This window comes from Stenotrophomonas sp. KH_036_B, assembly GCF_057839485.1.
In genome coordinates this window covers 1,832,312-1,857,653 of record NZ_CM174491.1, presented here as the reverse complement: position 1 = coordinate 1,857,653, position 25,342 = coordinate 1,832,312, and the positions used below count along the sequence as shown (strand labels likewise).

At 65.9% G+C, this 25,342-nt stretch carries 19 protein-coding genes; 8 read left to right on the top strand and 11 right to left on the bottom strand.

Going from position 1 to position 25,342, the window contains the following annotated elements:
* Positions 1-29: 29 nt before the first annotated feature.
* Together AC3ITN_RS08560 and AC3ITN_RS08555 are read left to right on the top strand one after the other, a co-directional pair.
* Positions 30-2,402 carry a 3-hydroxyacyl-CoA dehydrogenase/enoyl-CoA hydratase family protein gene (locus tag AC3ITN_RS08560; protein ID WP_489392659.1) on the top strand — a complete coding sequence of 791 codons (2,373 nt, stop codon included), beginning with the start codon at positions 30-32 and terminating at the stop codon, positions 2,400-2,402.
* Positions 2,403-2,493: 91 nt separating this feature from the next.
* A complete protein-coding gene (locus AC3ITN_RS08555; RefSeq protein ID WP_489392658.1) occupies positions 2,494-3,702 on the top strand; it encodes an acetyl-CoA C-acyltransferase in 1,209 nt (402 codons plus the stop codon).
* A 124-nt stretch (positions 3,703-3,826) separates the two neighbouring features.
* Here AC3ITN_RS08555 and galU read toward each other — a convergent pair whose 3' ends face one another.
* From galU to cmk, 8 genes are all read right to left on the bottom strand, one after another.
* On the bottom strand, positions 3,827-4,711 hold the full coding sequence (galU, locus tag AC3ITN_RS08550) for a UTP--glucose-1-phosphate uridylyltransferase GalU (RefSeq protein WP_489392657.1): 885 nt from the start codon (positions 4,709-4,711) through the stop codon (positions 3,827-3,829).
* Positions 4,708-6,615 carry a polysaccharide biosynthesis protein gene (locus tag AC3ITN_RS08545; protein ID WP_313342584.1) on the bottom strand — a complete coding sequence of 636 codons (1,908 nt, stop codon included), beginning with the start codon at positions 6,613-6,615 and terminating at the stop codon, positions 4,708-4,710. The genes galU and AC3ITN_RS08545 overlap by 4 nt, the downstream gene beginning before the upstream one ends.
* Before the next feature lie 16 nt (positions 6,616-6,631).
* On the bottom strand, positions 6,632-7,606 hold the full coding sequence (locus AC3ITN_RS08540) for an MraY family glycosyltransferase (protein WP_489392656.1): 975 nt from the start codon (positions 7,604-7,606) through the stop codon (positions 6,632-6,634).
* A 3-nt stretch (positions 7,607-7,609) separates the two neighbouring features.
* The gene (lapB, locus tag AC3ITN_RS08535; protein ID WP_313342578.1) at positions 7,610-8,788 is read right to left on the bottom strand and encodes a lipopolysaccharide assembly protein LapB; all 1,179 of its coding nucleotides are present in this window, start codon (positions 8,786-8,788) and stop codon (positions 7,610-7,612) included.
* Between the two features lie 6 nt (positions 8,789-8,794).
* Entirely contained in the window at positions 8,795-9,079 is a 285-nt protein-coding gene (locus AC3ITN_RS08530) for a hypothetical protein (RefSeq protein WP_313342575.1), read from the bottom strand.
* Between the two features lie 159 nt (positions 9,080-9,238).
* Positions 9,239-9,544, bottom strand: coding sequence for an integration host factor subunit beta (locus tag AC3ITN_RS08525; RefSeq protein WP_017355596.1), 306 nt, complete (start codon positions 9,542-9,544; stop codon positions 9,239-9,241).
* 90 nt (positions 9,545-9,634) lie between these two features.
* A complete protein-coding gene (gene rpsA, locus AC3ITN_RS08520) occupies positions 9,635-11,320 on the bottom strand; it encodes a 30S ribosomal protein S1 (protein WP_313342572.1) in 1,686 nt (561 codons plus the stop codon).
* Between the two features lie 195 nt (positions 11,321-11,515).
* Positions 11,516-12,196 (bottom strand): (d)CMP kinase, encoded by a 681-nt coding sequence (gene cmk, locus AC3ITN_RS08515; RefSeq protein WP_313342570.1) that lies wholly within the window; start codon positions 12,194-12,196, stop codon positions 11,516-11,518.
* Between the two features lie 193 nt (positions 12,197-12,389).
* Here cmk and ykgO point away from each other — a divergent pair, with 193 nt between their 5' ends.
* The 6 genes from ykgO to AC3ITN_RS08485 all read left to right on the top strand — a co-directional run bounded on the left by ykgO (position 12,390) and on the right by AC3ITN_RS08485 (position 17,367).
* Positions 12,390-12,515 carry a type B 50S ribosomal protein L36 gene (gene ykgO / locus AC3ITN_RS08510; RefSeq protein WP_017355593.1) on the top strand — a complete coding sequence of 42 codons (126 nt, stop codon included), beginning with the start codon at positions 12,390-12,392 and terminating at the stop codon, positions 12,513-12,515.
* A gap of 192 nt (positions 12,516-12,707) precedes the next feature.
* Positions 12,708-13,034 (top strand): hypothetical protein, encoded by a 327-nt coding sequence (locus AC3ITN_RS08505; protein WP_313342568.1) that lies wholly within the window; start codon positions 12,708-12,710, stop codon positions 13,032-13,034.
* Between the two features lie 43 nt (positions 13,035-13,077).
* Positions 13,078-14,115, top strand: coding sequence for an agmatine deiminase family protein (locus AC3ITN_RS08500; protein ID WP_313342566.1), 1,038 nt, complete (start codon positions 13,078-13,080; stop codon positions 14,113-14,115).
* A 585-nt stretch (positions 14,116-14,700) separates the two neighbouring features.
* Positions 14,701-15,588 carry a carbon-nitrogen hydrolase gene (locus tag AC3ITN_RS08495; RefSeq protein WP_489392655.1) on the top strand — a complete coding sequence of 296 codons (888 nt, stop codon included), beginning with the start codon at positions 14,701-14,703 and terminating at the stop codon, positions 15,586-15,588.
* Between the two features lie 20 nt (positions 15,589-15,608).
* The gene (locus AC3ITN_RS08490; protein ID WP_489392654.1) at positions 15,609-16,139 is read left to right on the top strand and encodes a GNAT family N-acetyltransferase; all 531 of its coding nucleotides are present in this window, start codon (positions 15,609-15,611) and stop codon (positions 16,137-16,139) included.
* Positions 16,132-17,367, top strand: coding sequence for a TraB/GumN family protein (locus AC3ITN_RS08485; RefSeq protein WP_313342558.1), 1,236 nt, complete (start codon positions 16,132-16,134; stop codon positions 17,365-17,367). The genes AC3ITN_RS08490 and AC3ITN_RS08485 overlap by 8 nt, the downstream gene beginning before the upstream one ends.
* Before the next feature lie 85 nt (positions 17,368-17,452).
* Here AC3ITN_RS08485 and AC3ITN_RS08480 read toward each other — a convergent pair whose 3' ends face one another.
* Genes AC3ITN_RS08480 through AC3ITN_RS08470 form a run of 3 tightly spaced genes read right to left on the bottom strand, consistent with a single transcriptional unit; the run spans position 17,453 to position 25,184 of the window.
* Positions 17,453-20,551, bottom strand: a complete 3,099-nt coding sequence (locus AC3ITN_RS08480) for an efflux RND transporter permease subunit (RefSeq protein WP_489392653.1) — start codon at positions 20,549-20,551, stop codon at positions 17,453-17,455.
* On the bottom strand, positions 20,548-24,042 hold the full coding sequence (locus tag AC3ITN_RS08475) for an efflux RND transporter permease subunit (RefSeq protein ID WP_489392652.1): 3,495 nt from the start codon (positions 24,040-24,042) through the stop codon (positions 20,548-20,550). Before AC3ITN_RS08475 ends, AC3ITN_RS08480 begins: the two co-directional genes overlap by 4 nt.
* Positions 24,039-25,184 (bottom strand): efflux RND transporter periplasmic adaptor subunit, encoded by a 1,146-nt coding sequence (locus AC3ITN_RS08470; RefSeq protein ID WP_489392651.1) that lies wholly within the window; start codon positions 25,182-25,184, stop codon positions 24,039-24,041. Before AC3ITN_RS08470 ends, AC3ITN_RS08475 begins: the two co-directional genes overlap by 4 nt.
* Positions 25,185-25,342: the final 158 nt, after the last annotated feature.

Genomic DNA, 25,342 nt, shown 5'->3' with positions numbered 1-25,342 from the left:
GACTTCCAGACAACCAAAGGCTTATCGACATGTCCAATTCCCTGCTAGTCCGCCGCGCCGCCGTGCTGGGTGCCGGCGTCATGGGTGCCCAGATCGCAGCCCACCTGACCAACGCCGGCGTCGACACCGTGCTGTTCGACCTCCCCGCCAAGGAAGGTCCGGCCGATGGCATCGTGCTCAAGGCGATCGCCAACCTCGGCAAGCTCAGCCCTGCCCCGCTGGCCAGCAAGTCCTACGCCGAGGCGATCACGCCCGCCAACTACGAGACCGGCCTGGAGCAGCTGCGCGACTGCGACCTGATCATTGAGGCCATCGCCGAACGGATGGACTGGAAGCAGGACCTGTACAAGAAGATCGCGCCGTTCGTGGCCGACCATGCCGTGCTGGCCTCCAATACGTCGGGCCTGGGCATCAACAAGCTCGCCGACGTGCTGCCCGAGCAGCTGCGCCACCGCTTCTGCGGCGTGCATTTCTTCAACCCGCCGCGCTATATGCACCTGGCCGAGCTGATTCCGGCCACCACCACCGATGCTTCGGTGCTGGAAGGCCTGGAAGCGTTCCTGGTCACCACCCTGGGCAAGGGCGTGGTGTACGCCAAGGACACCCCGAACTTCATCGGCAACCGCATCGGCGTGTTCTCGATCCTGTCCACCATCCACCACACCCAGCAGTTCGGCCTGGGCTTCGACGAAGTGGACGGCCTGACCGGCCCGCTGGTCGGCCGTCCCAAGTCGGCGACCTACCGCACCTCCGATGTCGTCGGCCTGGACACCATGGCCCACGTCATCAAGACGATGGGCGACACCCTGCCCAACGATCCGTGGCACCAGTACTTCAGCGCGCCGAAGTGGCTGGACGCACTGATCGCCAAGGGTGCCCTCGGCCAGAAGACCGGCGCCGGCATCTTCCGCAAGGTCGGCAAGGACATCGTGGTGCTGGACCTGGAGAAGCAGGACTACCGCCCCGCCGATCGCACCGCGGCGCCGGAAGTGGTCGAGATCCTCAAGATCAGGAACCCGGCCGAAAAATTCGCCAAGCTGCGTGAGAGCCAGCACCCGCAGGCACAGTTCCTGTGGGCGACGTTCCGCGACCTGTTCCACTACAGCGCCTACCACCTGGCCGACATCGCCGAGACCGCGCGCGACGTGGACCTGGCCATCCGCTGGGGCTACGGCTGGTCGCTCGGCCCGTTCGAGACCTGGCAGGCTGCCGGTTGGAAGCAGGTGGCACAGTGGATCGCCGATGACATCGTCGCCGGCAAGAGCATGAGCAACGCCCCGCTGCCGGACTGGGTGTTCGATGGCCGCGATGGCGTGCACGCCGCCGAAGGCAGCTACAGCCCCACGCGCAACGCCAAGCTGCCGCGTTCGGCGCTGCCGGTGTACCAGCGCCAGCGTTTCCCGGATCCGCTGCTGGGCGAGACCTTCAGCCCGGGTGAAACCGTGTTCGAGAACGACGGCGTGCGCATGTGGCACGACGGCGACGGCATTGCCGTGGTCAGCTTCAAGACCAAGATGAACACCGTGTCCGACCACGTCCTCAACGGCCTGCAGGACGCGATCAAGCGCGCCGAGAAGGACTTCAAGGGTCTGGTCATCTGGCAGCAGAAGGAACCCTTCTCCGCCGGTGCGGACCTGGCCGGCGCGCTGGGCCTGCTGCAGGCCGGCAAGGTCGACCAGTTCGAAGAGATGGTGCACAACTTCCAGCGCACCAGCCAGGCCATCAAATACTCCCTGGTGCCGGTGGTGACCGCCGTGCGCGGCCTGGCCCTGGGTGGCGGCTGCGAGTTCCAGATGCACAGCGCCAAGAGCGTGGCGGCGCTGGAAAGCTACATCGGCCTGGTGGAGGCCGGCGTGGGCCTGCTGCCCGCCGGTGGCGGCCTGAAGGAGCTGGCGGTGCGCGCGTCGCAGGCCGCTGGTCCGGGCGGTGACGTGTTCGCCGAGCTGAAGAAGACCTTTGAAACCGTGGCCATGGCCAAGGTCTCCAACTCGGCGGTCAATGCGCAGGAGCTGGGCCTGATGCGCCCGACCGACAAGGTGGTGTTCAACAGCTTCGAAGCGCTGTACATCGCCAAGGCCGAAGTGCAGGCGCTGGCCGAAGGCGGCTACCGTCCGCCGATGCCGGCCCGCCGCATCCAGGTCGCCGGTGACGTGGGTATCGCCACCTTCAAGATGATGCTGGTGAACATGCTGGAAGGCCGTTTCATCAGCCCGTACGACTACGAGATCGCCGTGCGCATCGCCACCGTGCTGTGCGGCGGCGAAGTGGATCGCGGCACGCTGGTCGACGAAGAGTGGCTGCTCACCTTGGAGCGCAAGCACTTCGTCGAACTGGCCCAGCAGGAAAAGACCCAGGCCCGCATCGCGCACATGCTCAAGACCGGCAAGCCGTTGCGCAATTGATGGCGCGCCGGGCGCGACGGCCTCCGTCCGCGCCCGGCAGGTGCCGCCCGCTGGTCGGCACACCTGTCCCTACATTCAAGAGATCACTGCAATGACCAAGCAAATCCAGGACGCCTACATCGTCGCCGCCACCCGCACCCCGGTAGGCAAGGCGCCCAAGGGCGTGTTCCGCAATACCCGTCCCGATGACATGCTCGCCCATGTGCTCAAGTCCGTGGTCGCGCAGGCGCCGGGCATCGACCTCAGCCGCATCGACGACGCCATCATCGGCTGCGCCATGCCGGAAGCCGAGCAGGGCATGAACGTGGCGCGCATCGGCGTGCTGCTGGCCGGCCTGCCGGACACGATCGCCGCGCAGACCGTCAACCGCTTCTGCTCCTCTGGCCTGCAGGCCGTGGCCATGGCCGCCGACCAGATCCGCCTGGGCAATTCGGACCTGATGCTGGCCGGTGGCACCGAGTCGATGTCGATGGTGCCGATGATGGGCAACAAGATCGCGATGGCCCCGAGCGTGTTCGACAACGACCACGTCGCCATCGCCTACGGCATGGGCATCACCGCCGAGAAGGTCGCCGAAGAGTGGAAGGTCTCGCGTGAGGAGCAGGACGCGTTCGCGCTCGCCTCCCACCAGAAGGCCATCGCCGCCATCCAGAACGGCGAGTTCAAGGACGAGATCAGCCCGTACGACGTACGCACCCGCCAGCCCGACCTTGCCGACGGCCGCCGCATCATCACCCGCGACAGGATCGTCGACACCGACGAAGGTCCGCGCCTGGATTCGTCCGCTGAAGGTCTGGCCAAGCTGCGCCCGGTGTTCCGCAACGGCCAGTTCGGCGGCACCGTCACCGCCGGCAACTCCTCGCAGATGAGCGATGGCGCCGGTGCGGTGCTGCTGGCCTCCGAGCAGGCGATCAAGGACTACGGCCTGACCCCGCTGGCCCGCTTCGTCAGCTTCTCGGTCGCCGGTGTACGCCCGGAAGTGATGGGCATCGGCCCGATCGCCGCCATCCCGAAGGCGCTCAAGCAGGCGGGCCTGACCCAGGACCAGCTGGACTGGATCGAGCTCAACGAAGCCTTCGCCGCGCAGTCGCTCGCGGTCATCCGTGATTGCGGCCTGGATCCGTCCAAGGTCAACCCGCTGGGCGGCGCGATCGCGCTCGGCCACCCGCTCGGCGCGACCGGTGCGATCCGCACCGCCACCCTGCTGCACGGCCTGCGCCGTCGCCAGCAGAAGTACGGCATGGTCACCATGTGCATCGGCACCGGCATGGGCGCGGCGGGTATTTTCGAATCGCTGTGATGCACCGACGGGGACCGACCGCTGGTCGGTCTCCCCGGCAGGTACCGACCGTTGGTCGGTACGCGGACCAAAAAAAAGGGCGGCCTCTCGGGCCGCCCTTTTCATTTGATCGATCGCGTAGCGATCAATCCTCGGCCAGCATCTGCGTCAGCTTCTCGCGCGCCGGCTTGGCCAGCTTCTTGTTCTCGAGGGCGAAGCGGATGGTCGCTTCGACCAGGCCCAGATGGGTACCGCAGTCGAACCGGGTGCCTTCGAAACGGTAGGCATCGACCTCGTCTGTTTTCAGCAGTTCGGCAATGGCGTCGGTCAGCTGGATTTCACCGCCGGCACCCCGGCCGGTCGACTCAAGCAGCTCGAATATTTTCGGGCTGAGCACGTAGCGTCCCACCACGGCCAGGTCGCTCGGTGCATCTTCCGGCTTCGGCTTCTCCACGATCTGCGCGATGCGACCCTTGCGGCCGTCGAAGGCCTCGGTCGCCACGATGCCGTAGCTCGCGGTGTTCTCGTGTGGCACGTCTTCGACCGCGATCACGCTGGCACCGGTGGCGGCGTTGAGATCGGCCATCTGCTTGAGTGCGCCGTCGCCGCGGTTCCAGATCAGGTCGTCCGGCAGCAGCACCGCGAAGGGCTCATCACCGACCACGGATTTCGCGCAGAGCACCGCATGGCCCAGGCCCAGTGCCTCGGTCTGGGTAACGAAGACCGCGCGAACGCCTTCCGGCAACACGTTGCGGACCAGTTCCAGCAACTCGGTCTTGCCCGCGCGCTCCAGCTTCTGCTCGAGCTCGTAGGCCTTGTCGAAATAGTCGGCCACCGCATGCTTGTAGCGGTTGGTGACGAAGATCAGGGTGTCGCACCCCGCTTCGATCGCCTCATCGACGGCGTACTGGATGAGCGGCCGATCGATGATCGGCAGCATCTCCTTGGGTACCGTTTTGGTCGCCGGAAGGAAACGGGTTCCCAGACCCGCCACCGGAAAAACCGCCTTGCGAATGCGTGTGCTCGTCACAGCCTGTTGGCCTCTCGCGCCGGAAAGGGAAGCACTTTAGCCGACTCGACGTGATCGTCCTGTTGCAGCGGCGCAAACTCCGGCATCGTCGCGAACAGGATGCTGTTGATGGCATCGGTGTCGTAGTTGGCGATGGCCTCGCGCAGGCGCGGTACATTGCCCAGGACCTGCTCGCGGGCGAACGTACGCACGCCCGCCTCGAGGATCTTGGGGTGTGACGTGGGGCGGTAGTCCTCGTCCGAATAGAACAGCGTCTCGTGCAGCTTCTCGCCCGGGCGCAGGCCGGTATAGATGATCGCGATGTCCTTGTACGGCTGCTTGCCCGCCAGGCGGATCATCTGCTCGGCCAGCACCCGGATCGGTACCGGCTCGCCCATGTCCAGCGTGTAGATCGCCCCATGCGAGGCGGACGCGGCCGCCTGCAGGATCAGCTGGCAGGCTTCGGGAATGGTCATGAAATAGCGGGTGACTTCCGGGTCGGTCACGGTGACCGGACCGCCCTTGAGGATCTGCTCGCGGAACACCGGCACCACGCTGCCTGCCGACGCCAGCACGTTGCCGAAGCGCACGGTGACGAAGCGGGTGTGGGTGGTCTTCTGGTCCAGGCTCTGGCAGATCATCTCGGCGTAGCGCTTGCTGGCGCCCAGCGCATTGACCGGGTCCACGGCCTTGTCGGTGGAGATGAACACGAAATGCTCGATGCGCGCCTCGACGCAGGCACGCGCCACCGTTTCGGTGGACAGGATGTTGTTGCGCACCGCCTCGCGCAGCTGGCGCTCCAGCACCGGCACCTGCTTGTACGCGGCTGCGTGGAAGACCGCGTCCACCTGCGACAGGGACAGCGCATGGCGGATCACCGCCGGATCGCCGCAATCGCCCAGTACCGCCTCGACCAGCAGGTCGGGGAAGCTGCGCTTGAGCTCGGCCTCGATGGTGAGCAGCAGCAGTTCGCTCATTTCCAGCAGGACGATCCGCCCTGCCCCATGCCGCGCGCACTGGCGGCACAGCTCCGAACCGATCGAGCCACCGGCGCCGGTGACCAGCACCGTGCGTCCACCCAGCCAACCGCGGATCAGCGACCAGTCCGGCAGGATCGGCTTGCGCCCCAGCAGGTCCTCGATCGCCACTTCTTTCAGCTCGCCAGGCAGTGAATGGCCCAGCAGCACGTCATTGAGCTTGGGCACCATCCGGAACGGCACACCCGTGCTTTCGCAGATGGCCACTACGCGCTGCATGCCCGCCGCGTCCAGCGAGGGAATGGCGATGACCAGCAGTTTGGCCGCGGTTTCGCGCACCACCGCCGGGGCATCGTCGAGCGTGCCCAGGATGGGCAGCCCCTGCAGCTTGGCGCCCTGCAGGTGCGGGGCATCATCCAGCAGGCCCACCGGATGGAAATCACCGGAACGGCGCAGGTCACGGACCAGGGCCTCTGCGGCCTGGCCGGCGCCCAGGATCAGTACCCGGCGCGCGGTCGCATCGGACTGCAGTGCCTGGTAATCCTTCCAGGCCCGGTACAGCAGGCGCGGCGCGCCCAGCAGTGCGGACAGGGCGAAGGGATAGATCACCAGCACCGACATCGGCACGCCGTTGAAGCGCTTGTAGGCCAGCACCACCACGATGGCGAGCAGCCCGATGAAGCTGGATTTGAAGATATGCAGCAGGTCGGCCACGCTGGCGAAGCGCCAGAGGCCCCGATACAGGCCCACGCGCCAGAACACGATGGCCTGGATCACCAGCACCAGCGAGGTGTCGATGTTCCAGAGCGGCAGCGAGGGGGCATCGGCCAGCATGGAATAGCGGCCGGCATGCAGCAGCTGCCAGCACGCCCAGACCATGAAAAGGTCGTGGGCCACGATGGCGGCGCGGGGAAGCAGACTCGTGAAGCGGTCTTGCCAAGGCGTCATAAAACAAACAATCCTTTTAGTTGCGCATTCCTTTGCGCAGGAGTAGCCAAAGGCCGGTCGCGAACAGTATCCACGCTACGGCCACGGCAGCCTCCCACCTCGGCTGCAAATTCTTGCAAGCATTAAACACTGTAATACTGAACAAACCAAAAACAAAGTACATCCCTGTAATCGAAGTGTGCCCTGCACCACCTTTGACGGCACGCTGATACAGATGTTGGGTGTGGGCCTCCATCCATCGTTGTCCGGAGAGCATGCGCGAAAGCAGTGTGAAGCCCGCGTCCACGAGGAAGGCGGTCAACGGCACCAGCAACAGCAGCCAGGACAGGGTCGTGGCAACACTGGCCAGACAGACCAACCCGGCTATGGCGTAGCCCAGCGCCCCACTGCCCACGTCCCCCATGAAGATCCGCGCGCGCGGGAAATTGAACGGGAGGAAGCCAAGGCAGGCCAGCGCAAGGACAATGCCGGCGAGTGCCAGCGGGCCGGGCAGCACCAGGGCGAACGCGACACCAGCCAGGATGGCTTGGCTGGTGGCAATCCCGTTGATGCCATCCATGAAGTTCCAGATGTTGATCAGCGAGGTGGTGAACAACAGCGCCAGAAGGGCCTGCCACGGATTTCCGGTGGCCTGCCAGACCAGACCGGCCAGCAAGCCCGCTGCCGCCAGATGGACCAGCAACCGGCGCACCGCAGGCAGCGGCCGGTGGTCGTCCCACCAGCCGATTCCGGCGACCATCACCAGACCCAGCCCGAATACCAGCAGCGGTACCCGCGCGGCGGCCAGGAAGACGGCTGCCACCGCCATGGCCAACAGCAGGGTCAGGACGATCGCGATGCCGCCGCCGCGCGGCGTGGCGACGCCGTGACTGCGGCGCTCACCGGGCTGATCAAGCAGGTTGCGCCGCAGCGCATAGTGGCGCGCGGCCCAGGTAAGCGTCGCCGAGACTGCCAGCACCGCCGGCAGTCCGATCATCCAGGCAGACGGCATGGCTCAGAGCACCGCGTAGTTCAGCAGCGGCTTGACCGTGCCCCACTCCTTGCAGCTCGGGCACTGCCAGTGGTGGGTACGCGCGCCGAAGCCACACCGCGTGCAGCGGTAGGCCGGGTTGCGCACCAGCAGCTGGTCGGTGATGTGCTTGAGGTCGTGCAGGGTTGCGGTGGAGTCGGCGCCTTCGGCCAGGGTCAGGTCGATCAGGGCCGATTCGCCGCGTACCGACGGCCGATCCTTGAGCTGGCGCCCCAGATAGGCGCGTGCGGGGGCAACGCCCTCCTGCTCCTCCATCAGCTGGGTGAGGGCCAGCACCGGGGCGATGCCGCGGTAGTGCTCGGTCATTTCCGAAAGGAAGGCGCGCGCGCCCCCCATATCGCCGACCTTGCGGTAGTTCTGCATCAACGGCTGCAACACTTCCGGCAGGTACTCGGGATCATTGCGGGCCGCACGCTCGAACGCGCGCACTGCCGCCTCGGCGTTGCCGGCGTCGGTTTCCAGGCGGCCTTCGATGATGCCGGCACGCACCGACATGGCATCGGCCTGGTAGGCACGGGCGATGGCCGCGCGTGCCTCGTCGAGCTTGCCGGCCCCGCGGAAGCGTTCGGCGAGCTCGCATTCGAACTGGCCGACCAGTTTGCCCATCGGCTCGCCGGTGACTTCTTCATAGCGGGTGGCGTTGTCGATCGCCTTTTCCCAGTCACGCTCGGCCTGGTAGATGCCGATCAGGTGCTTGAGCGCCTGCGGTGCGCGCTGGTCGATCTGGGCCAGCTCGGTGAACACGGTTTCGGCACGGTCGAGCAGGCCGGACTTCATGTAGTCCTCGCCCAGCGCCAGCAGTGCCTGTACGCGCTGCGCATCGCTCAGGTCCGCGCGGTTGACCAGCCCCTGGTGCAGGCGGATGGCGCGGTCGACCTCGCCACGGCGGCGGAACAGGTGACCCAAGGCGACCTGGGTCTCGAAGGTCTCCTTGTCCAGCTCGGCGATGTGCAGGAACAGTTCGATGGCTTTGTCCGGCTGCTCATTGAGCAGGTAGTTCAGGCCACGGAAGTAGGTGCTGGAGAGGCGGCTGACCTGGTTGTCACCATGGCGCTGACCACCGCGCCGGCCGATCACCCAGCCGGACACCGCTGCCAACGGCAGAAACAGGAAGAACCAGAACCATTCAGAGACGAATTCCATCGGCGCTCAGCGTCCGTCGAAAGTAGAAGAAGGAGGTACCACGGGGGCGACGGCCGGGGCCGTCTTCTGCGCCTTGCGCAGTCGGGAATACAGCGGAATCACCAGGCCGACGAGCACCAGGCCGCCGCCGATGAACGCACCGGTCAACAGGGCGACGGTGATCGCCAGACCGGTACTGGAATGGATGGCAGTGAACCCAAGATTGAGGGTCATGTCCTGCGAATTGAGGGCGCCGACGATGAGTCCGGCCACCAGAACCGCGAGCAGAATGAGCAGGCGTACGACTTTCATTTGGCAGCTCCCGTTCCTTTAGGGGTAGAGAGTAGCGGACTAACAGTCCGCTCTACCAGCCGGGACCGCTCTACCAGCCGGGTCCGCTCTATCAGCCGGGTCCGTTCTACCCGCCGGATGGCTGTAAAGAGACGCATCCGCCAGTGCGGACGCCAACGCTCAGGCCGGATCGCTTTCCAGCGGCACCACGGCGCTCACGCGCTCACGCAGTTCCTTGCCCGGCTTGAAGTGCGGGACATGCTTGCCCGGCAACGCGACCGATTCCCCGGTCTTGGGGTTGCGCCCCAGCCTGGGCGGCCGGTAGTGCAACGAAAAACTGCCGAACCCGCGGATCTCGATGCGATCCCCGCCGGCCAGCGCCCCGCCCATCATTTCCAGCAACGACTTCACCGCCAGATCGACATCGTCCGACTTCAGATGCGCCTGTCGGCGCGCCAGGATTTCGATCAACTCGGATTTGGTCATTGCGGACTCGTGTCGAGGGTCTCTGACCCTGAAACGGCCCGGACAAGTGTCCGGGCCGTCCAGGAAACTGCTTGCTACGGGTAAGGCCGATTACTCGGACTTGTTGCCGTTCAGCTGGGCGCGCAGCAGCGCACCGAGCTGGGTGGTGCCGCTCGACGCCGACGAGGACTGGTATTCCTCCAGCACTTCGCGCATTTCCGCATCGTCCTTGGCCTTGATCGACAGCTGCAGGGTACGACCCTTGCGATCCATGCCCACGAACTTGGCTTCAACCTTGTCGCCGACCTTCAGGAACTGGGTCGCGTCGTCCACGCGCTCGTTCGCAACATCGCGAGCGGACACGTAGCCTTCGATGCCGTCAGCCAGTTCGATGGTAGCGCCCTTGGCGTCCACTTCCTTGACCACGCCTTCGACCTTCGAACCCTTCGGGTTGGCAGCCATGTACTGACCGAACGGATCCTGCTCCAGCTGCTTGACGCCCAGGCTGATGCGCTCGCGCTCCGGATCGACGGCCAGGACGACGGCGTCCAGGTTGTCGCCCTTCTTGTAGTTGCGGACCACGTCTTCGCCGGTGGTGTTCCAGCTGATGTCCGACAGGTGCACCAGGCCATCGATACCGCCGTCCAGGCCGATGAAGATGCCGAAGTCGGTGATCGACTTGATCTGGCCCGACACCTTGTCGCCCTTCTTGTGGATGGCAGCGAAGGTTTCCCACGGATTGGCGGCAACCTGCTTCATGCCCAGCGAGATGCGGCGACGCTCCTCGTCGACGTCCAGGACCATGACTTCAACTTCGTCACCGACCTGCACAACCTTGGACGGGTTGACGTTCTTGTTGGTCCAATCCATCTCGGACACGTGCACCAGGCCTTCGACGCCCGGCTCGATCTCGACGAACGCGCCGTAATCGGTGACGTTGGAGACCTTGCCGAACACGCGGCTGTTGGCCGGGTAACGACGGGCGATGTTGTCCCACGGATCCTCACCCAGCTGCTTCAGGCCGAGCGAAACGCGGTTGCGCTCGCGGTCGAACTTCAGCACGCGGACGTCCAGCTCGTCGCCGACGTTCACGACTTCGGACGGATGGCGCACGCGCTTCCAGGCCATGTCGGTGATGTGCAGCAGGCCGTCGATACCGCCCAGGTCCACGAACGCGCCGTAATCGGTCAGGTTCTTGACGACACCCTTCAGGATCGCGCCTTCCTGCAGCTTGTCCATCAGCTGCTCGCGCTCTTCCGAGTGCTCGCTCTCGACGACAGCGCGGCGCGAGACCACGACGTTGTTACGCTTGCGGTCCAGCTTGATGAGCTTGAATTCCAGCTCCTTGCCTTCCAGGTAGGCCGGGTCGCGCACGGGGCGCACATCCACCAGCGAACCGGGCAGGAACGCGCGGACATCCTTGATGTCCACGGTGAAACCACCCTTGACCTTGCCGCTGATGCGGCCGGTGATGGTTTCGTTCTTCTCCAACGCTTCTTCCAGCTCGTCCCACACCATCGCGCGCTTGGCCTTCTCGCGCGACAGGACGGTTTCACCGAAGCCGTTCTCGATGGAATCGAGGGCGACCTTGACGACATCGCCTTCGGCGACGTCGATCTCGCCTGCGTCGTTACGGAACTGTTCGATCGGGACGATGCCTTCGGACTTCAGGCCGGCGTTGATCACCACGACGTCGCCGCGGACTTCCACGACAACACCGCTGACGATGGAGCCCGGCTTCAGCTTGGCCAGATTGGCCTGGCTGGCTTCGAACAGTTCGGCAAATGATTCGGTCATTAGATTTACTCTGTTGGACACATGGGCATTGGCCCCCGCAAAGGGTCCGTTTACTGCCCGCCTGTTGGTCGACCCCGGAAACGCAGGTCGTGTGTTAAGTAGGAAAACCGCCACGCATCATTGCGGGACGGAGCTGTTGTTGCCTTGCATTGGTGCGACTGCCGTCGATGGACTGACGACCCTCCTTACAACGGATCAGGCACCCGAAACCGGAAGCAGATCCAGTACCTTGGCAACGACGGCGTCGATGCCGATACCACTGGTGTCGATGACGACGGCATCGTCTGCCGGCTTCAGGGGCGCCACTGTGCGCTGTGCATCACGGGCGTCGCGGGCCATGATCTCGCGCAGGAGGTCATCAAAGTTAACAGAAACCCCCTTGTCTTTCAACTGGTTATGCCGGCGCTCGGCGCGCTCCTCGGCACTGGCCGTCAGGAAGACCTTGAATGGGGCATCCGGGAAGATGACCGTCCCCATGTCGCGCCCGTCGGCCACCAGGCCCGGCTCGACCCTGAATGCGCGCTGGCGCTCCTTCAGGGCGGCGCGCACCTCGGGAATGGCGGCGATGGCCGACGCCAGGGCGCCCGTGGTCTCCAGCCGCAGCTCGTCGGTGGCATCCGTCTCATTGACGATGACACGCAGGCCACCGTCGGCGGACTCGACGAAGCGCACATGGGTATCGAAGGTGCAGCGGACCAGCGCGGAGGCGTCCGAAGTGTCGATATCGGCCCAGCTGGCGGCCACGCCCACGGCACGGTACAGGGCGCCTGAATCCAGGTAATGCCAGCCCAGCCGGCGTGCGACAATGCGGCTGACGGTCCCCTTTCCAGCCCCGGACGGGCCGTCGATGGTGAGCACGGGAGGTAGCTGGTTCATGGGTTTCCCTGTGGATTTGACCGCCCATTCTAGCCCCTGGCTGACCGCTCCCGAGACCTTTTTGGTGCAACCACTTGAAAGGATGGAAAAAAGACCGGTAGAATGGCGGGCTTGAACGAGCGTCACCTGCCGATTGTCGTCTGCATATCGCGGCCGCGCTCCAACCGTATCCACGTTTCTGCCGAGGTATGCAATGAAAGTCCTGTCTTCCCTGAAGTCGGCCAAGTCCCGTCACCGCGACTGCAAGGTCGTTCGTCGTCGCGGCAAGATCTTCGTGATCTGCAAGTCGAACCCGCGTTTCAAGGCTCGCCAGCGCTGAGCCGGAAGGAGTCTCGACCGATGGTCGCGACTGCCTGAATAAAAAGCCGCCTCCGGGCGGTTTTTTATTGCCGTTTTTGTTGTAATCGCGGGGTACGTCGCGGCCGTCGGTCACGACGCCTTCGCTGTAATCGCCGGTAGGTCACGACCGTTGGTCGTGACTCCATTCTTGATAACTGGGGAGTAGATCGAGATGAAGCGTTACCTGACCACCCTGCCGTTGCTTGCCCTGCTGGCCTGCTCCGGCGCCCATGCCGATACCCTGCTGATCGACCGGACCAAGGAGCAGCCCGCGCCCGTCGTGCCGGTCCGCGGCCAGAGCGCGAGCCAGGTGTTGTCCACCTTCGGCGAACCCAGCGAGAAGCTGGAGCCGCGCGGCGGCCAGAAGCGCCAGTGGCCGACCATCAACCGCTGGGTCTACCCGATGTTCACCGTCTACTTCGAGAAGCAGAAGGTGATCGACGTGGTGGCCAACAAGGCCGATGCCAACGAAGTCGGCCCGCGCCCGCCGATCCGCTGACCCCTCCTACGCCCACCGCACGGTGGGCCATCGCACCGAGACCATGAACGACACGCTCCGCTTTCCGGCCGAATGGGAAACCCAGTCCGCCATCCTGATCGCCTGGCCCCACGCCGACACCGACTGGGCCGACCGCCTGGGTGACGTCGAGGACACCTACATCGCGCTGGTCGCGGCCATCACCCGCTTCCAGCCGGTGGTGATCATCGTGGCCGACGACGACCTGGAGGCCTACGCCGACGCGCGCCTGCGCTCCAACCGGATCGACACGGACCGCGTGCGTTTCGTCACCGCGCCGTACGACGACACCTGGCTGCGCGATTCGGGCCCGATTTCGCTGCGCCGCGCCGACGGCGGTTTCCGCCTGCTCGACTTCCGCTTCACCGGCTGGGGCGGCAAGTTCGAGGCGAGCCTGGACGACCAGCTGGTGGGCGTGCTGCACGCCGCCAACCTGTTCGCCAACGCCGAGCTGCAGAGCATTCCGTTCGCACTGGAAGGCGGGGCCATCGAAACCGACGGTGCGGGCACGCTGCTGACCACCTGGCAGTGCCTGCACGAGCGCCACCCGGACCGCGACCGCGCCTCGCTCAGCACCGACATGGCCACCTGGCTGGCCCAGGACCGTGTGCTGTGGCTGGACCACGGTTACCTGGAAGGCGACGACACGGACGCGCACATCGACACACTGGCGCGCTTCGCCTCGGTGGACAGCATCGTCTACCAGGCCTGCGATGACAGCAGCGACTCGCACTTTGCCGAACTGCAGGCGATGGGCAACGAGCTGGCCGCACTGCGCACGGCCGACGGCCAGCCGTACCGGCTGTTCCCGCTGCCGTGGGCGCGGCCGGTGATGGACGAAGGCCGCCGCCTGGCCGCGTCCTACGCCAATTACCTGATCCTCAACGGCGCGGTGCTGATGCCGGCATACGGCGACGAAGCCGACAACGCTGCGCGCGACGTGCTGGCCCTAGCCTACCCGGACCACGAAATCGTGCAGGTCCCCTGCCGCTCGCTGATCTGGCAGAACGGCAGCCTGCATTGCATCACGATGCAGTTGCCGGCTGGGTTGCTGGCTTCGTAGAGCTCGTCGGCAATCGAGAGTTTCCCAGGCGCCGGGCTTTGCCCGGCGCTTTTGGTTTTGGGCGAACAGCCGGTGGGCCCCCTGTTTCCCTGGTTTGGCGGGACGGTGCGGGTTTGCGGGACACGCCGTGAATCCGTCCTTGGAGGCTTGTAGAAAACATCCATGTTTTCTACAGTCCCGCAAACCCGCCCCGACCCGCCTTTGACGGTTGGTCGGCGGCCAGAGGCAAGCAACCGCGACAGCCAACGTCAGCTGCGCCTTCGTTCTGGAATCCGGCATCTGATCTTCCATGGCCGCCAACACACCGTCGAGGGTCGGCGGGGGCGGGTTTGCGGGACCGTAGAAAACATGGATGTTTTCTACGAGCCCCCATGGATGGGTTTACGGCGTGTCCCGCAAACCCGCACCCGCCGGCCCAGCTCAGACCGTGCGCGGCCCACCGGCTGTTCGCCCAAGACCATCAGAAGCCGGGCAACGCCCGGCGCCCCGCCAACCCGGCTGCTGGAGCCCCGGTTTAACCGCCAGCACGCCGTACACACCCATCCGCGATAAACTGCGTTTTTCCCCCTGCAGGACCCGCCCCGGATGAGCTCACGCCACACCCTTTCCGTCGCCCTGATCCAGGAGCGCAACCACGGTGACGCGGCCGCCAACCTGGCCGTGATCGAAACGCGCGTGGCTGAAGCGGCTGCCCAGGGTGCCAAGCTGGTCCTGCTGCAGGAACTGCATAACGGCGCGTACTTCTGCCAGCACGAATCGGTGGATGAGTTCGACCTGGCAGAACCGATTCCCGGGCCGAGCACCGAGCGCCTTGGCGCGCTTGCGAAGAAGCATGGCGTGGTGATCGTCGGTTCGCTGTTCGAGCGCCGTGCGGCCGGCCTGTACCACAACACCGCCGTCGTGTTCGAGAAGGACGGCACCCTGCTCGGCAAGTATCGCAAGATGCATATTCCGGACGACCCCGGCTTCTACGAAAAGTTCTACTTCACCCCGGGCGACATCGGCTTCAAACCGATCGATACCTCCGTGGGTCGCCTCGGCGTGCTCGTGTGCTGGGACCAGTGGTATCCGGAAGCGGCGCGCCTGATGGCGCTGGCCGGTGCCGAACTGCTGCTCTACCCCACCGCGATCGGCTGGGACCCGGAGGACCAGAAAGACGAACAGGGCCGCCAGCGCGATGCATGGGTGCTGAGCCACCGTGGCCATGCCGTGGCCAATGGCGTGCCGGTGCTGAGCTGCAACCGCGTGGGCCACGAACCCTCGCCGCTGGGCGCCTCCGGCATCCAGTTCTGGGGCAACAGCCACGTGCTGGGCCCGCAGGGCGAATTCATTGCCGAGGCCGGTGGCGAGCCGACCGTACTGCTCTGCGAGGTCGACCTGCAGCGCAGCGAGCACGTCCGCCGCATCTGGCCGTTCCTGCGCGACCGCCGCATCGACGCCTATGGCGACCTGCTCAAACGCTACATCGACTGACTCCACAGGAACCCTGCCCCGTGACCGTGCTGCTGCGCGACGCCACCGATGCCGACATATCGGCCATCACCGCCATCTATGCGGTGGAAGTGACCGACTTCGTCAACACCTACGAATACGATGTTCCCGATGCAACGGAAATGCAGCGACGCATGCATGACATTGTCGCGCGCGGCTTTCCCTACATCGTGGCCGAGGTCGACGGCCAGGTCGCCGGCTACGCCTACGCCAATACCTACCGCGGCCGCATCGCCTACCAGTGGACGGTTGAGAATTCCGTGTACGTAGACGCGGCCTTCCAAGGTCGCGGCGTCGGCACCGCGCTGATGCAGGGCCTGATCGATGCCTGCGTCGCCCGTGGCTACCGGCAGATGGTGGCGGTGATCGGCGAACCCTCCAACACCGCCTCGATCAAGCTGCACGAACGTTTTGGCTTCCACCTGGTTGGCATCTTCCGTGGCCTGGGCCGCAAGCATGGGCGCTGGCTGGATACGGTGCAGATGCAGCGCGCGCTTGGCGATGGTGCCGACGGCGCCCCCTCGAATGAATGATGAAATGACTGATATCCCGATGGACGATAGCGGCGACACCCTGTTCGCCGGCCAACCCGTGCGCGTGGTCGAGCGCGACGGCGTGCGCTACACCCTGCTGGGTACCGCGCATGTCTCGCAGGCCAGCGTGGAGGTGGTGGAACGCGCCATCAACAGCGGCCGCTTCGACGCGGTGGCGGTGGAGCTCGACCCGCAGCGCCTGCAGGCGCTGACCAATCCCGACGCGCTGGCCAAGCTCGATCTGGTCGAAGTGATCCGCAAGGGCCGCGTTGCGCTGTTCGCCGCCAACCTCGCGTTGGCGGCCTACCAGCGGCGCCTGGCCGAGCAGCTCGGCATCGAGCCCGGCGCCGAACTCAAGCGCGCCGTCGGCCTGGCCAACGAACGCAACCTGCCGGTGCACCTGATCGACCGCGAAGTGGGCCTGACCTTCAGGCGTGCCTCGCAGCGGCTGGGTTTCTTCGGCAAGATCAAGCTGGTCATGGGCCTGGGTGCAGGCCTGTTCGCGTCCGAGGACGTGGGCGAGGACGAGATCGAGAAGCTCAAGCAGGGCGACATGCTCGAAGCCAGCTTCGGCGAATTCGCCAGCGAAAGCCCGGCGCTGTACGAGACCATCATCGGCGAGCGCGACCGCTACATGGCCACGCGCCTGCGCGAAGTGCACGATCCGGCGCAACGTGAGGTGCTGGCCGTGGTCGGCGCCGGCCATCTGGCCGGGCTGGCCAGGTACCTCGAAACCGACACCGATGCACCGGGCCCGCTGCGCGAATCGCTGGAAGCGGTGCCGAAGAAGCGCAACATTCCGTGGATCACGCTCATCATCCTGGCGGTGGTGCTGGCCGGTATTGCGGTGGGTTTCTACCGTGGCGGCCTCGGCGTCGGTGGCGAGCTGCTGCTGACCTGGGCGATGTATACCGGTGGGCTGGCTGGACTGGGGTGCCTGCTGGCCGGCAGCCATCCGTTGAGCATCCTGACCGCGATCGTGGTCGCGCCGTTCAAGCCGTTCCGCCTGAGCATTCCGACCGGCGCGTTTGCCGCATTGGTCGAAACGCGCCTGCGCAAGCCGGCCTACGAGGATTTCCTGAAGCTGCGCGATGATGCGCAGAGCCTGCGCGGCTGGTACCGCAACCGCGTCACCCGGGTGGTGCTGACCTTCATGCTGACCAATCTGGGCAGCATGCTGGGGCTGTGGCTGACGGGCTTCCAGGTCTGGCACAAAGTCGGCGCGTAGCGCCGCCTTTGTGCCGGGTTACGCGGCAGCGCATCTGCGCGGCCGCCCCCTGACTCAGGGGGCTCTCCCCCAGATGCAGTCCTTGTTACGCCGGCTCGATCACCGCGTCGCTGCCCTTCGGCGGCAGGCCCCTCGCCCGCCGCACGATGCGGGACACATTGATGCTCATGTCATCCAGCATCGCGTAGATGGTCGGCAGGAACAGCAGGCTGACCACGGTGGAGAAGGCCAGACCGCCGGCAATGGCCCGTGCCATCGGGTAGTACGGCGGGCCATCGCCCAGCAACTGGGTGTCGGTCAGCGAGATCGGCACCATCGCCAGGATCGCCGTGCCCATGGTCATCATGATCGGGCGCAGGCGCTCGCGTGAGCCTTCCACCAGCGCCTGTGTGCGGGCCATGCCGCGGCGGCGCAGGTTGTTGATGTGTTCGATCATCACGATGCCGTTGTTCACCACCACCCCCATCAGCACCAGGATGCCGATGAAGGACATGATGCCGAACGAGGTGCCGGTGAGCCAGAACAGCCAGAACACGCCGAAGATCGAGAACAGCACGCCGCTCATGATCGCCGCCGGGAACAGCAGCGACTCGAATACCGCTGCCATCACCACGTAGATCATCACCAGGGCGATGATCAGGTTGAACATCATCTGCTGCATGGCTTCGTTGTCGTCGCCGTAATCGCCGCCGTCGAAGGTGAAGGTGTAGCCGGCCGGGAAGCTCATCGGCTTGAGCGTTTCCTCCATCGCCTTGCGGCCCTCCGGCGCCGTGACCTTCTCGGCCAGGTTGGCCTTGATGGTCAGCGTGGTCTGGCGGTTGGTGCGGCCGACGCGCGTGGCCGACGGCGTGATGCTCACATCGACCAGGCTCAGCAGCGGTACCGAACGGCCGTCGCCGGTCCGCACGGTGAAGCTGGCCAGGTCTTCCGGACTGCTCTGCTCGGCGCCGGCGAAGCGCACCCACACCGGCACTTCGCTGTCGCCGCGGCGGAATTCGCGCAGCGGTGCGCCACGCAGTGCCAGGCCCACGAAGCTGGCGACCTGTTCGGCATTGAAGCCGAACGCGGCGGCGCGTTCGCGATCGACGTGGATGGACAGCTCGCTGCCCTTCTCGCCGTTGTCGATGCGCACGTCACGCAGCTCCTTGCGCTGGGCCAGCAGCGGCACGACGTCCTCGCCAATCTCCTGCAGCATCTGGGTGGAGTCGCCGATCAGCTGTACCTCCACGCCCTTGTTGCCACCCCCACCGCCGCCGCCGTCACCGCCCTGGTTGCCGACGATGTAGTCCGCGCGCGCCGAGCGCGGCAGGCCCTTGCGCAGTGATTCCTGCACCGCGGCCATGTTGCCGGCATGTTCCGCGTCCAGGGTGACGATGGTGCTGGAGCCTTCCTGCTCGCTGTACCACGAGTACACCTGGGTGATGTGCAGCTTCTCGCGGTTCTGGTCCAGGTACTGCTCGACCCGCGCGACCTCGTCGGACATCTGCGCCCGCGTATAGGCACCCTTCCAGTTGTAGCCGATGAAGACATCGGTTCCGCCTTCACCGCCGAACATGTCGATCTTGGTCAGCTTCATCGGCACCAGGCTGATCAGCACCACCATGATGATGCCGAACACGCTCCAGCCACGATGTTCCAGCGTCCACTGCAGCACCCTGGCATAGCGGCGTTGCAGGCGTGCGATCAGGCCGCTCTGCGAATGCACCAGCTTGGGTGTCTGCATGCGCGCCGACAGCATCGGGATCAGGCTCACCGCCACCAGCCACGACGCCAGCAGCGAGACCGAAATCGTGATCGCGATCTGCGCCATGAAGATGCTGATGTTGTTGGTCTCGCCGAACAGGTTCGGCACGAATACGATGCAATGGCAGAGCGTACCGGCGCTGAGCGCGATGGCCACGTTGCGGGTGCCGATGATCGACGCCTGCACCGGCTGGTCGGGCATGCGCTCGCGTTCCTGGTAGATGCTCTCGACGACCACCACCGCGTTATCCACCAGCATGCCCACCGCGAGCAGCAGCCCCATCATGCTCAGGATGTTGAGCGTGACACCCGCGAAATACATGAAACCCAGGGTGATCACGAAACAGATCGGGATGGCCAGGGTGACCATCAGCGTCGACGGCCAGTGGCGCAGGAAGAAGAACAGCACCGTCACCGACAGCAGCAGGCCCACCGCGCCGGCCTCGGCCAGTTCCAGCAGCGACGAGGTCACTGTCTTGCCCTGGTTGTCGATCACCCGGATGTTCACGTCGCGCATCGAGGGCTGCTTGCGGATCGCCTCCACCTCGGCAAGGGCACCGCGCGAGACCTCCACCAGGTTGGCGCTGCGCTCCTTGTAGATGTCCAGGCCCACCGCCGGGTTGCCGTCCAGCCGGCGCCCGTAGCTCATGCGCGTGGCCTTGAGCCGGATCTCCGCGATGTCGCCCAGGCGCAGGCCCTTGGTATCGATCACCAGGTCGCGAAGTTCCTGCAGGTCGGTGATCTCGCCGACCGGCTGGATCCGCACGCGCTGGCCGTTGTCGTCGATCTGTCCGGCAGAGATGGAGAAGTTGAGCGTGCGCAGGCGCTCGCTCAGTTCGTTGATGCTGAGGTTGTGCGCGGTCAGGCGATCCGGACTGATCGCGATCTCGACCTCGTTCGGCGGCGCGCCGGAGATCTCCACGCGCGCCACACCGGGAATGCGCTCGATGCGCCGCTTGAACTCGCGGTCGAGCATGTCGTAGGCGCCGGTCAGGTCGGTACTGCTGGCGAGGCGGACCTTCAACACGGGTTCGTCGCTGCTGGACCACTTGAATACGTTGTAGCGCTGCAGGTCATCGGGCAGGTCGCTGCGGATCGCGTCGATCCGCTCGCGCGCGTCCGACGCAGCAATGGCGATGTCGCGGTCCCAGTCGGTGAACTCGATGAAGATGCTGGCCCCTTCGGCGGTGGCCTGGGAGCGCATGCGCTTGATTCCGGTCATCGTGGCCAACGCTTCCTCGGTCGGCCGGATGATGGTGCGCTCCACTTCCTCCGGGGTCGAGCCGGTGTAAGGCACCTGCACGAACAGGAACGGCGCCGAGATGTCGGGCAGCGCCTCCAGCGGCAGGCGGAACGACGCGATCAGGCCCACCACCACCAGCGACACGAAGCACATGATGGTGGTGATGGGACGGCGGATGGAGAACTCGGCAATGCTCATGCCGGCTCCCGTGCCGCATCGCCGGCGGCATCCACAGCGCCGGCGCCGCGCTGGTGCTGGCGACCGCGCTCGCGGTAGTAGGCATCGCCACGACGATCCAGCAGGTCGTACACCACCGGGATCACCAGCAGGGTGAGCAGCGTGGAGACCAGCAGGCCGCCGATCACGGTGATCGCCATCGGCGCGCGCACTTCGGCACCCTCGCCCATCGCCACCGCCAGCGGCAGGAAGCCGAACAGCGTGCACAAGGTGGTCATGATGATCGGGCGCAGGCGCGAGCGTGCCCCTTCGATCAGCGCGTCGTGCTTGGCCACACCGGCCTCCCGCAGCTGGTTGACCTTGTCGATCAGGATGATGGCGTTCTTGGTCACCAGGCCCACCAGCAGGATCAGGCCGATGAAGACCACCACCGAGATCGGCTTGCCGGTGAGCATCAGGGCCAGGATCGCCCCCACCAGCGCCAACGGGATGGTGAACAGGATGACGAACGGATGCAGCAGCGATTCGAACTGCGAGGCCATCACCAGGTAGACCAGGAAGATGGCCAGGCCGAAGGCGAAGATCAGCGAGCGCGCCGATTCGGCCAGCTCCTCACCCTGCCCGCCGATATGCATGCCCACGCCGGCGCCCAGCGGCTCCTTGGCCACCATGTCCTGCACTTCGCGCACCGCGCCGCCCAGGTCGATGTCGCGCAGGTTGGCCGAGACCACGGCCACGCGGGTCTGGTCGGCGCGATGGATCTCGCTGGGGCCGTTGGTGGCCACGACCTCGGCCACCGCGTCCAGCGTCACCGGCCGCGTGCTGCCCGGGTTGACGATCAGGCGGCGGATGCTTTCCACGCTGGCGCGGTCGCCTTCCTGGGCACGCACCAGCACGTCGATCTTGCGGTCGCGGAAGCTGTAGCGCGTAGCAACATCGCCGCGCACCTTCTTGACCACCACATCGGCGATCTGCCGCGTGGTCAGGCCCAGCGCACCGGCACGCTCCTGGTCGAAGCGGATCTGGATCTCGGGGAAGCCCTCCTCCACGGTCGACTTCACATCGGCGTAGTGCGGGTTGCTGCGCAGCCGCGCGGCGAGCGCCTGGCCGGCGCGTTCCAGCGTGGCCATGTCCTGGCCACGCAGCTCCACTTCCAGTGGCGTGGAGAAACTGAACAGTGCCGGCCGCGCGAAGTCGACCTGCACGCCGGGATGGCCGCGCATCGAATCACGCAGGCGCTCGGTGATCTCCGCCTCCGCCCTGGCACTGCCGCCATCGGCCATCACGACCGTCAGCTTGCCGATGTTCTCGCCGCTCTCGGTCGGGCTGGCATCCAACCGCGTGCCGCTGCCGCTGACGCCGTACAACGAGGTGATGCTGTCGTCCTTGGCGTGTGCCAGCTGCAGCTCGCGCACCAGCGCATCGGTCTGCTTCAGCGGTGTACCTGCCGGCAGCTTGGCGGTCATCTCGAAGCGGTCCTGGGCCAGCTGCGGGATCAGGTCCGCACCCAGCATCGGCACCAGCGCCAGGGTGGCCACGAACGCCAGGCCGGCCAGGCCGAGCACCTTGCCCGGATGACCCAGTGCGTTGGGCAGCAGTGTCAGATAGCCGCGTTCGGCACCGGCGTAGGGCTTCATCGCCAGGTCGCTGGCCTTGCGCATGACCGGCCCGATCACGGCCGTCAGCAGGCGCCATGCACGCACCACCGCCCAGGCCACGCCGAAGCAGCTCCAGCGCACCAGGGCGCCGATGCCGCGGCGGCCACCGGCCACCGGCTTGAGCCAGCGGTGCTGCGGCTGCCAGGCCTGGCCTTCCGCTTCTTCCGGGAACGCCAGCGGCGGGTTGCCCTTGAGCGAGCTCAGCATCGGGATGAGGGTCATCGACACCAGCAGCGAGATCGCGATGGCGATGGCCACGGTCAGCGCCTGGTCGCGGAACAGCTGGCCGGCAATGCCGTCGACGAACACCAGCGGCAGGAACACCGCGATGGTGGTCAGCGTGGACGCGACCACCGCCATGCTCACCTCGCGGGTGCCGACGATCGCCGCCTGCAGGATGCCCAGCCCACGTTCGCGTGCCTTGGCGATGCTTTCCAGCACCACGATGGAATCGTCCACGACCAGGCCGGTGGCCAGCGCCAGGCCGCCCAGCGACATCACGTTCAAGCTCAGGCCCAGCTGGCCCATGAAGAAGAACGTGGTGATGATCGAGACCGGCAGAGAGAGGCTGATCACGAACGTGCTCCAGCCATCGCGCAGGAACAGGAAGATGATCAGGATGGCCAGCAGGCCACCGATCACCGCGTCCTTCTTGACGTCGCTGATGGCGTGTTCGATGAAGCGCGACTGGTCCTCGATGGTGGTCAGTTCGGCATCGCCGGGAATCTGTGCCTTGATCTGCTCCAGCTTGGCGCGCAGCGCTTCGGCGGTGGCCACGGTATTGGCATCGCCTTCTTTGTAGATCGCGAGCTCGACCGCTTCGCGGCCACCCAGGCGGATGATGGCCTCGCGCTCCTTGAAGCCCTGGCGCACGGTGGCCACGTCCTTCAGGCGCACCGGCACGCCATTGGCGATGGTGGACGAGCTGCTGCTGGAGGCACTCTGCGCGGCCGAGGCGGCGGCCACGGCGGCATCCGAACCGGTGGAGGCGGCGATGGCGAACATCTGCTGCATGGCGGCGTCGGCGGCGTTGCCGTTGTTGCCCTGGGTGGTCACCAGCAGGTTGCGGATATCCTCCAGGTCGGCGAACTGGTTGACGGTGCGGACCAGGAAGCGCTGCGAGCCTTCCTCCAGCCGCCCGCCGGAAATATTGATGTTCTCTTCCTTGAGACGCTTGATGACGTTGTCGATGGGCAGGTTGAGCTGGGCCAGCTTCTGCTGGTCGATGTCCACCTGGATTTCGTCTTCGAGACCACCGCCGACCTTCACCGCAGCCACGCCGACCACCGGCTCCAGCTTCTTCTTCAGGTCTTCATCGGCATAGCGACGCAGCGCGGTGAGCTGGCGCACCGCATCGGCCTCGCTGGACGGATCGCCCTTGGCGGCGATCACCAGGCGCATGATCGGCGCGGTGGACGGATTGAAGCGCAGCAGCACCGGCGCCTTGGCTTCCAGCGGCAGGTTCAGCGCTTCCATCTTGTCGCGCACCTCCAGGCTCGCCTGGTCCATGTTGGTGCCCCACGCGAACTCCAGCACCACATCGCTCTGGCCGGTACGCGAGATCGACTTCAGCTTGCGCAGGTTCTTGACCACGCCGACGGCCTCTTCGACCGGTTCGGTGATGAGGGTTTCGATCTCGGTCGGTGCCGCCCCGGTGTATTCGGTGCGCACGGTGAGTGTGGGATAGCTCAGGTCCGGCAGCAGGTTGACCTTGAGATTGCCCAGTGCGATCAGACCAAACAGCACCAGCGTGATCATGCACATGAAGATGGTGACGCGGCGGCGGGTGGCGAACTCCACCAGCCCACCGCCCCGCTGCGGTTCGTTGCCGTGGTCGTTGCCGGCCGAACTCATTGACGGGTCTCCGCCTTGACCGGAGCCGCCTTGCCCGCGACGGCAGTGGCCGGCTTGTCGCCGATCACCTGCACGGCGGTACCGTCGCGCAGGGCGACCTTGCCGGCCGTCACCACCAGGTCGCCGGCCGCCAGACCGTCACGGATTTCCACCCACGGGCCCTCTGCATAGCCGAGCTTGACCGGTACGCGGGCGACCTTGCCGCCGCGCACGCGGAACACCGCCGGCTCGCCATCGTCCAGCAGCGCCAGGCGCGGCACGACGAGCGCGTCGGCGCGCTGGTCGTAGTCGATGCGGATGCGACCGAACATGCCCGGCTGCAGGCCCTCGGCGTCCTCACCGAAGCCGCTGACCACGCGGAAGGTGCCGCTGCCGGCGTCGACCACCGGGGCGATGCGGTCCACCGTGCCGGGGAACGACTTGCCCGGCAGCGCGTCGGCCACCAAGGTCACCGGCTGGCCGGGGCGCAGCGTGGCCAGCTCGCGTTCGGGAACGTTGAGGGTGGCTTCCAGGCGCGAGTTGTCGATGATCCGGAAGATCGGCGTGTTGATCTGGACGAAGTTGCCGGTCTTGATCGAGCGCGAGGCGATCACGCCGGAGATCGGCGCCACCACCGTGGTGTAGGAGAGCTCCAGCGTCGCCAGACGGTACTGGGCGCGCGCGTTTTCCACGTCGTACTTGATCTGGTCGACATCGGCGGCGCTGACCATCTGCTGGCCGATCAGCTTCTGCGCCCGCTGGTAGTTGTTCTCAAGCTTGCGCATCACCGCTTCGCTCTGGGCCACCGCCAGCCGTGCACGGTCCGGATCCAGCCGCACCAGCGGCTGCCCGGCGCGGACCTGCTGGCCTTCCTCGACCAGCACCGCCAGCGCGACGCCGGAGGTCTTGGCCACCACCTGCGATTCGGCCCGCGCTTCCAGCGCCGCCGTGCCGGTGTAGCTGGCCGCCACGGCGCGGCGCGAGGCCGCCACGGCCTCCACCGGCACCGCTTCCAGCGCCTTTTCGGCCTTGGCGTCTTTCTCCGCCGCCTGGGCGTCGGCAGCGCCGCCGGCGCCGCAGCCGCTCAGCAGCAGCGTGGTGGTGATGAGCAGCGCCGCGGCGCAGGTTCCGGTGCGGCCGGGCAGAAGAGAGATTCGCAACATCGTCGTGTCCCTGAAGGATGCGTGGGCAGGTGTGGTAGCAAAGTAATGCACCACGTCACGACAACACCATATCCCAAAGGTCATGGTGACCTGCGTCCCGCCCTTGGCCGGACCCGGTTTCAGCTAGATGAAAACGCAGGCTATACTCGGGTCAGTTC

Coding starts and splice junctions, on each gene's coding strand:
- AC3ITN_RS08560 (WP_489392659.1), top strand. CDS start 30: ATGTCCAATTCCCTGCTAGTCCGCCGCGCCGCCGTGCTGGGTGCCGGC.
- AC3ITN_RS08555 (WP_489392658.1), top strand. CDS start 2,494: ATGACCAAGCAAATCCAGGACGCCTACATCGTCGCCGCCACCCGCACC.
- AC3ITN_RS08545 (WP_313342584.1), bottom strand. CDS start 6,615: ATGACGCCTTGGCAAGACCGCTTCACGAGTCTGCTTCCCCGCGCCGCC.
- AC3ITN_RS08540 (WP_489392656.1), bottom strand. CDS start 7,606: ATGCCGTCTGCCTGGATGATCGGACTGCCGGCGGTGCTGGCAGTCTCG.
- lapB (WP_313342578.1), bottom strand. CDS start 8,788: ATGGAATTCGTCTCTGAATGGTTCTGGTTCTTCCTGTTTCTGCCGTTG.
- AC3ITN_RS08530 (WP_313342575.1), bottom strand. CDS start 9,079: ATGAAAGTCGTACGCCTGCTCATTCTGCTCGCGGTTCTGGTGGCCGGA.
- AC3ITN_RS08525 (WP_017355596.1), bottom strand. CDS start 9,544: ATGACCAAATCCGAGTTGATCGAAATCCTGGCGCGCCGACAGGCGCAT.
- rpsA (WP_313342572.1), bottom strand. CDS start 11,320: ATGACCGAATCATTTGCCGAACTGTTCGAAGCCAGCCAGGCCAATCTG.
- cmk (WP_313342570.1), bottom strand. CDS start 12,196: ATGAACCAGCTACCTCCCGTGCTCACCATCGACGGCCCGTCCGGGGCT.
- ykgO (WP_017355593.1), top strand. CDS start 12,390: ATGAAAGTCCTGTCTTCCCTGAAGTCGGCCAAGTCCCGTCACCGCGAC.
- AC3ITN_RS08505 (WP_313342568.1), top strand. CDS start 12,708: ATGAAGCGTTACCTGACCACCCTGCCGTTGCTTGCCCTGCTGGCCTGC.
- AC3ITN_RS08500 (WP_313342566.1), top strand. CDS start 13,078: ATGAACGACACGCTCCGCTTTCCGGCCGAATGGGAAACCCAGTCCGCC.
- AC3ITN_RS08495 (WP_489392655.1), top strand. CDS start 14,701: ATGAGCTCACGCCACACCCTTTCCGTCGCCCTGATCCAGGAGCGCAAC.
- AC3ITN_RS08485 (WP_313342558.1), top strand. CDS start 16,132: ATGAATGATGAAATGACTGATATCCCGATGGACGATAGCGGCGACACC.
- AC3ITN_RS08480 (WP_489392653.1), bottom strand. CDS start 20,551: ATGAGCATTGCCGAGTTCTCCATCCGCCGTCCCATCACCACCATCATG.
- AC3ITN_RS08475 (WP_489392652.1), bottom strand. CDS start 24,042: ATGAGTTCGGCCGGCAACGACCACGGCAACGAACCGCAGCGGGGCGGT.
- AC3ITN_RS08470 (WP_489392651.1), bottom strand. CDS start 25,184: ATGTTGCGAATCTCTCTTCTGCCCGGCCGCACCGGAACCTGCGCCGCG.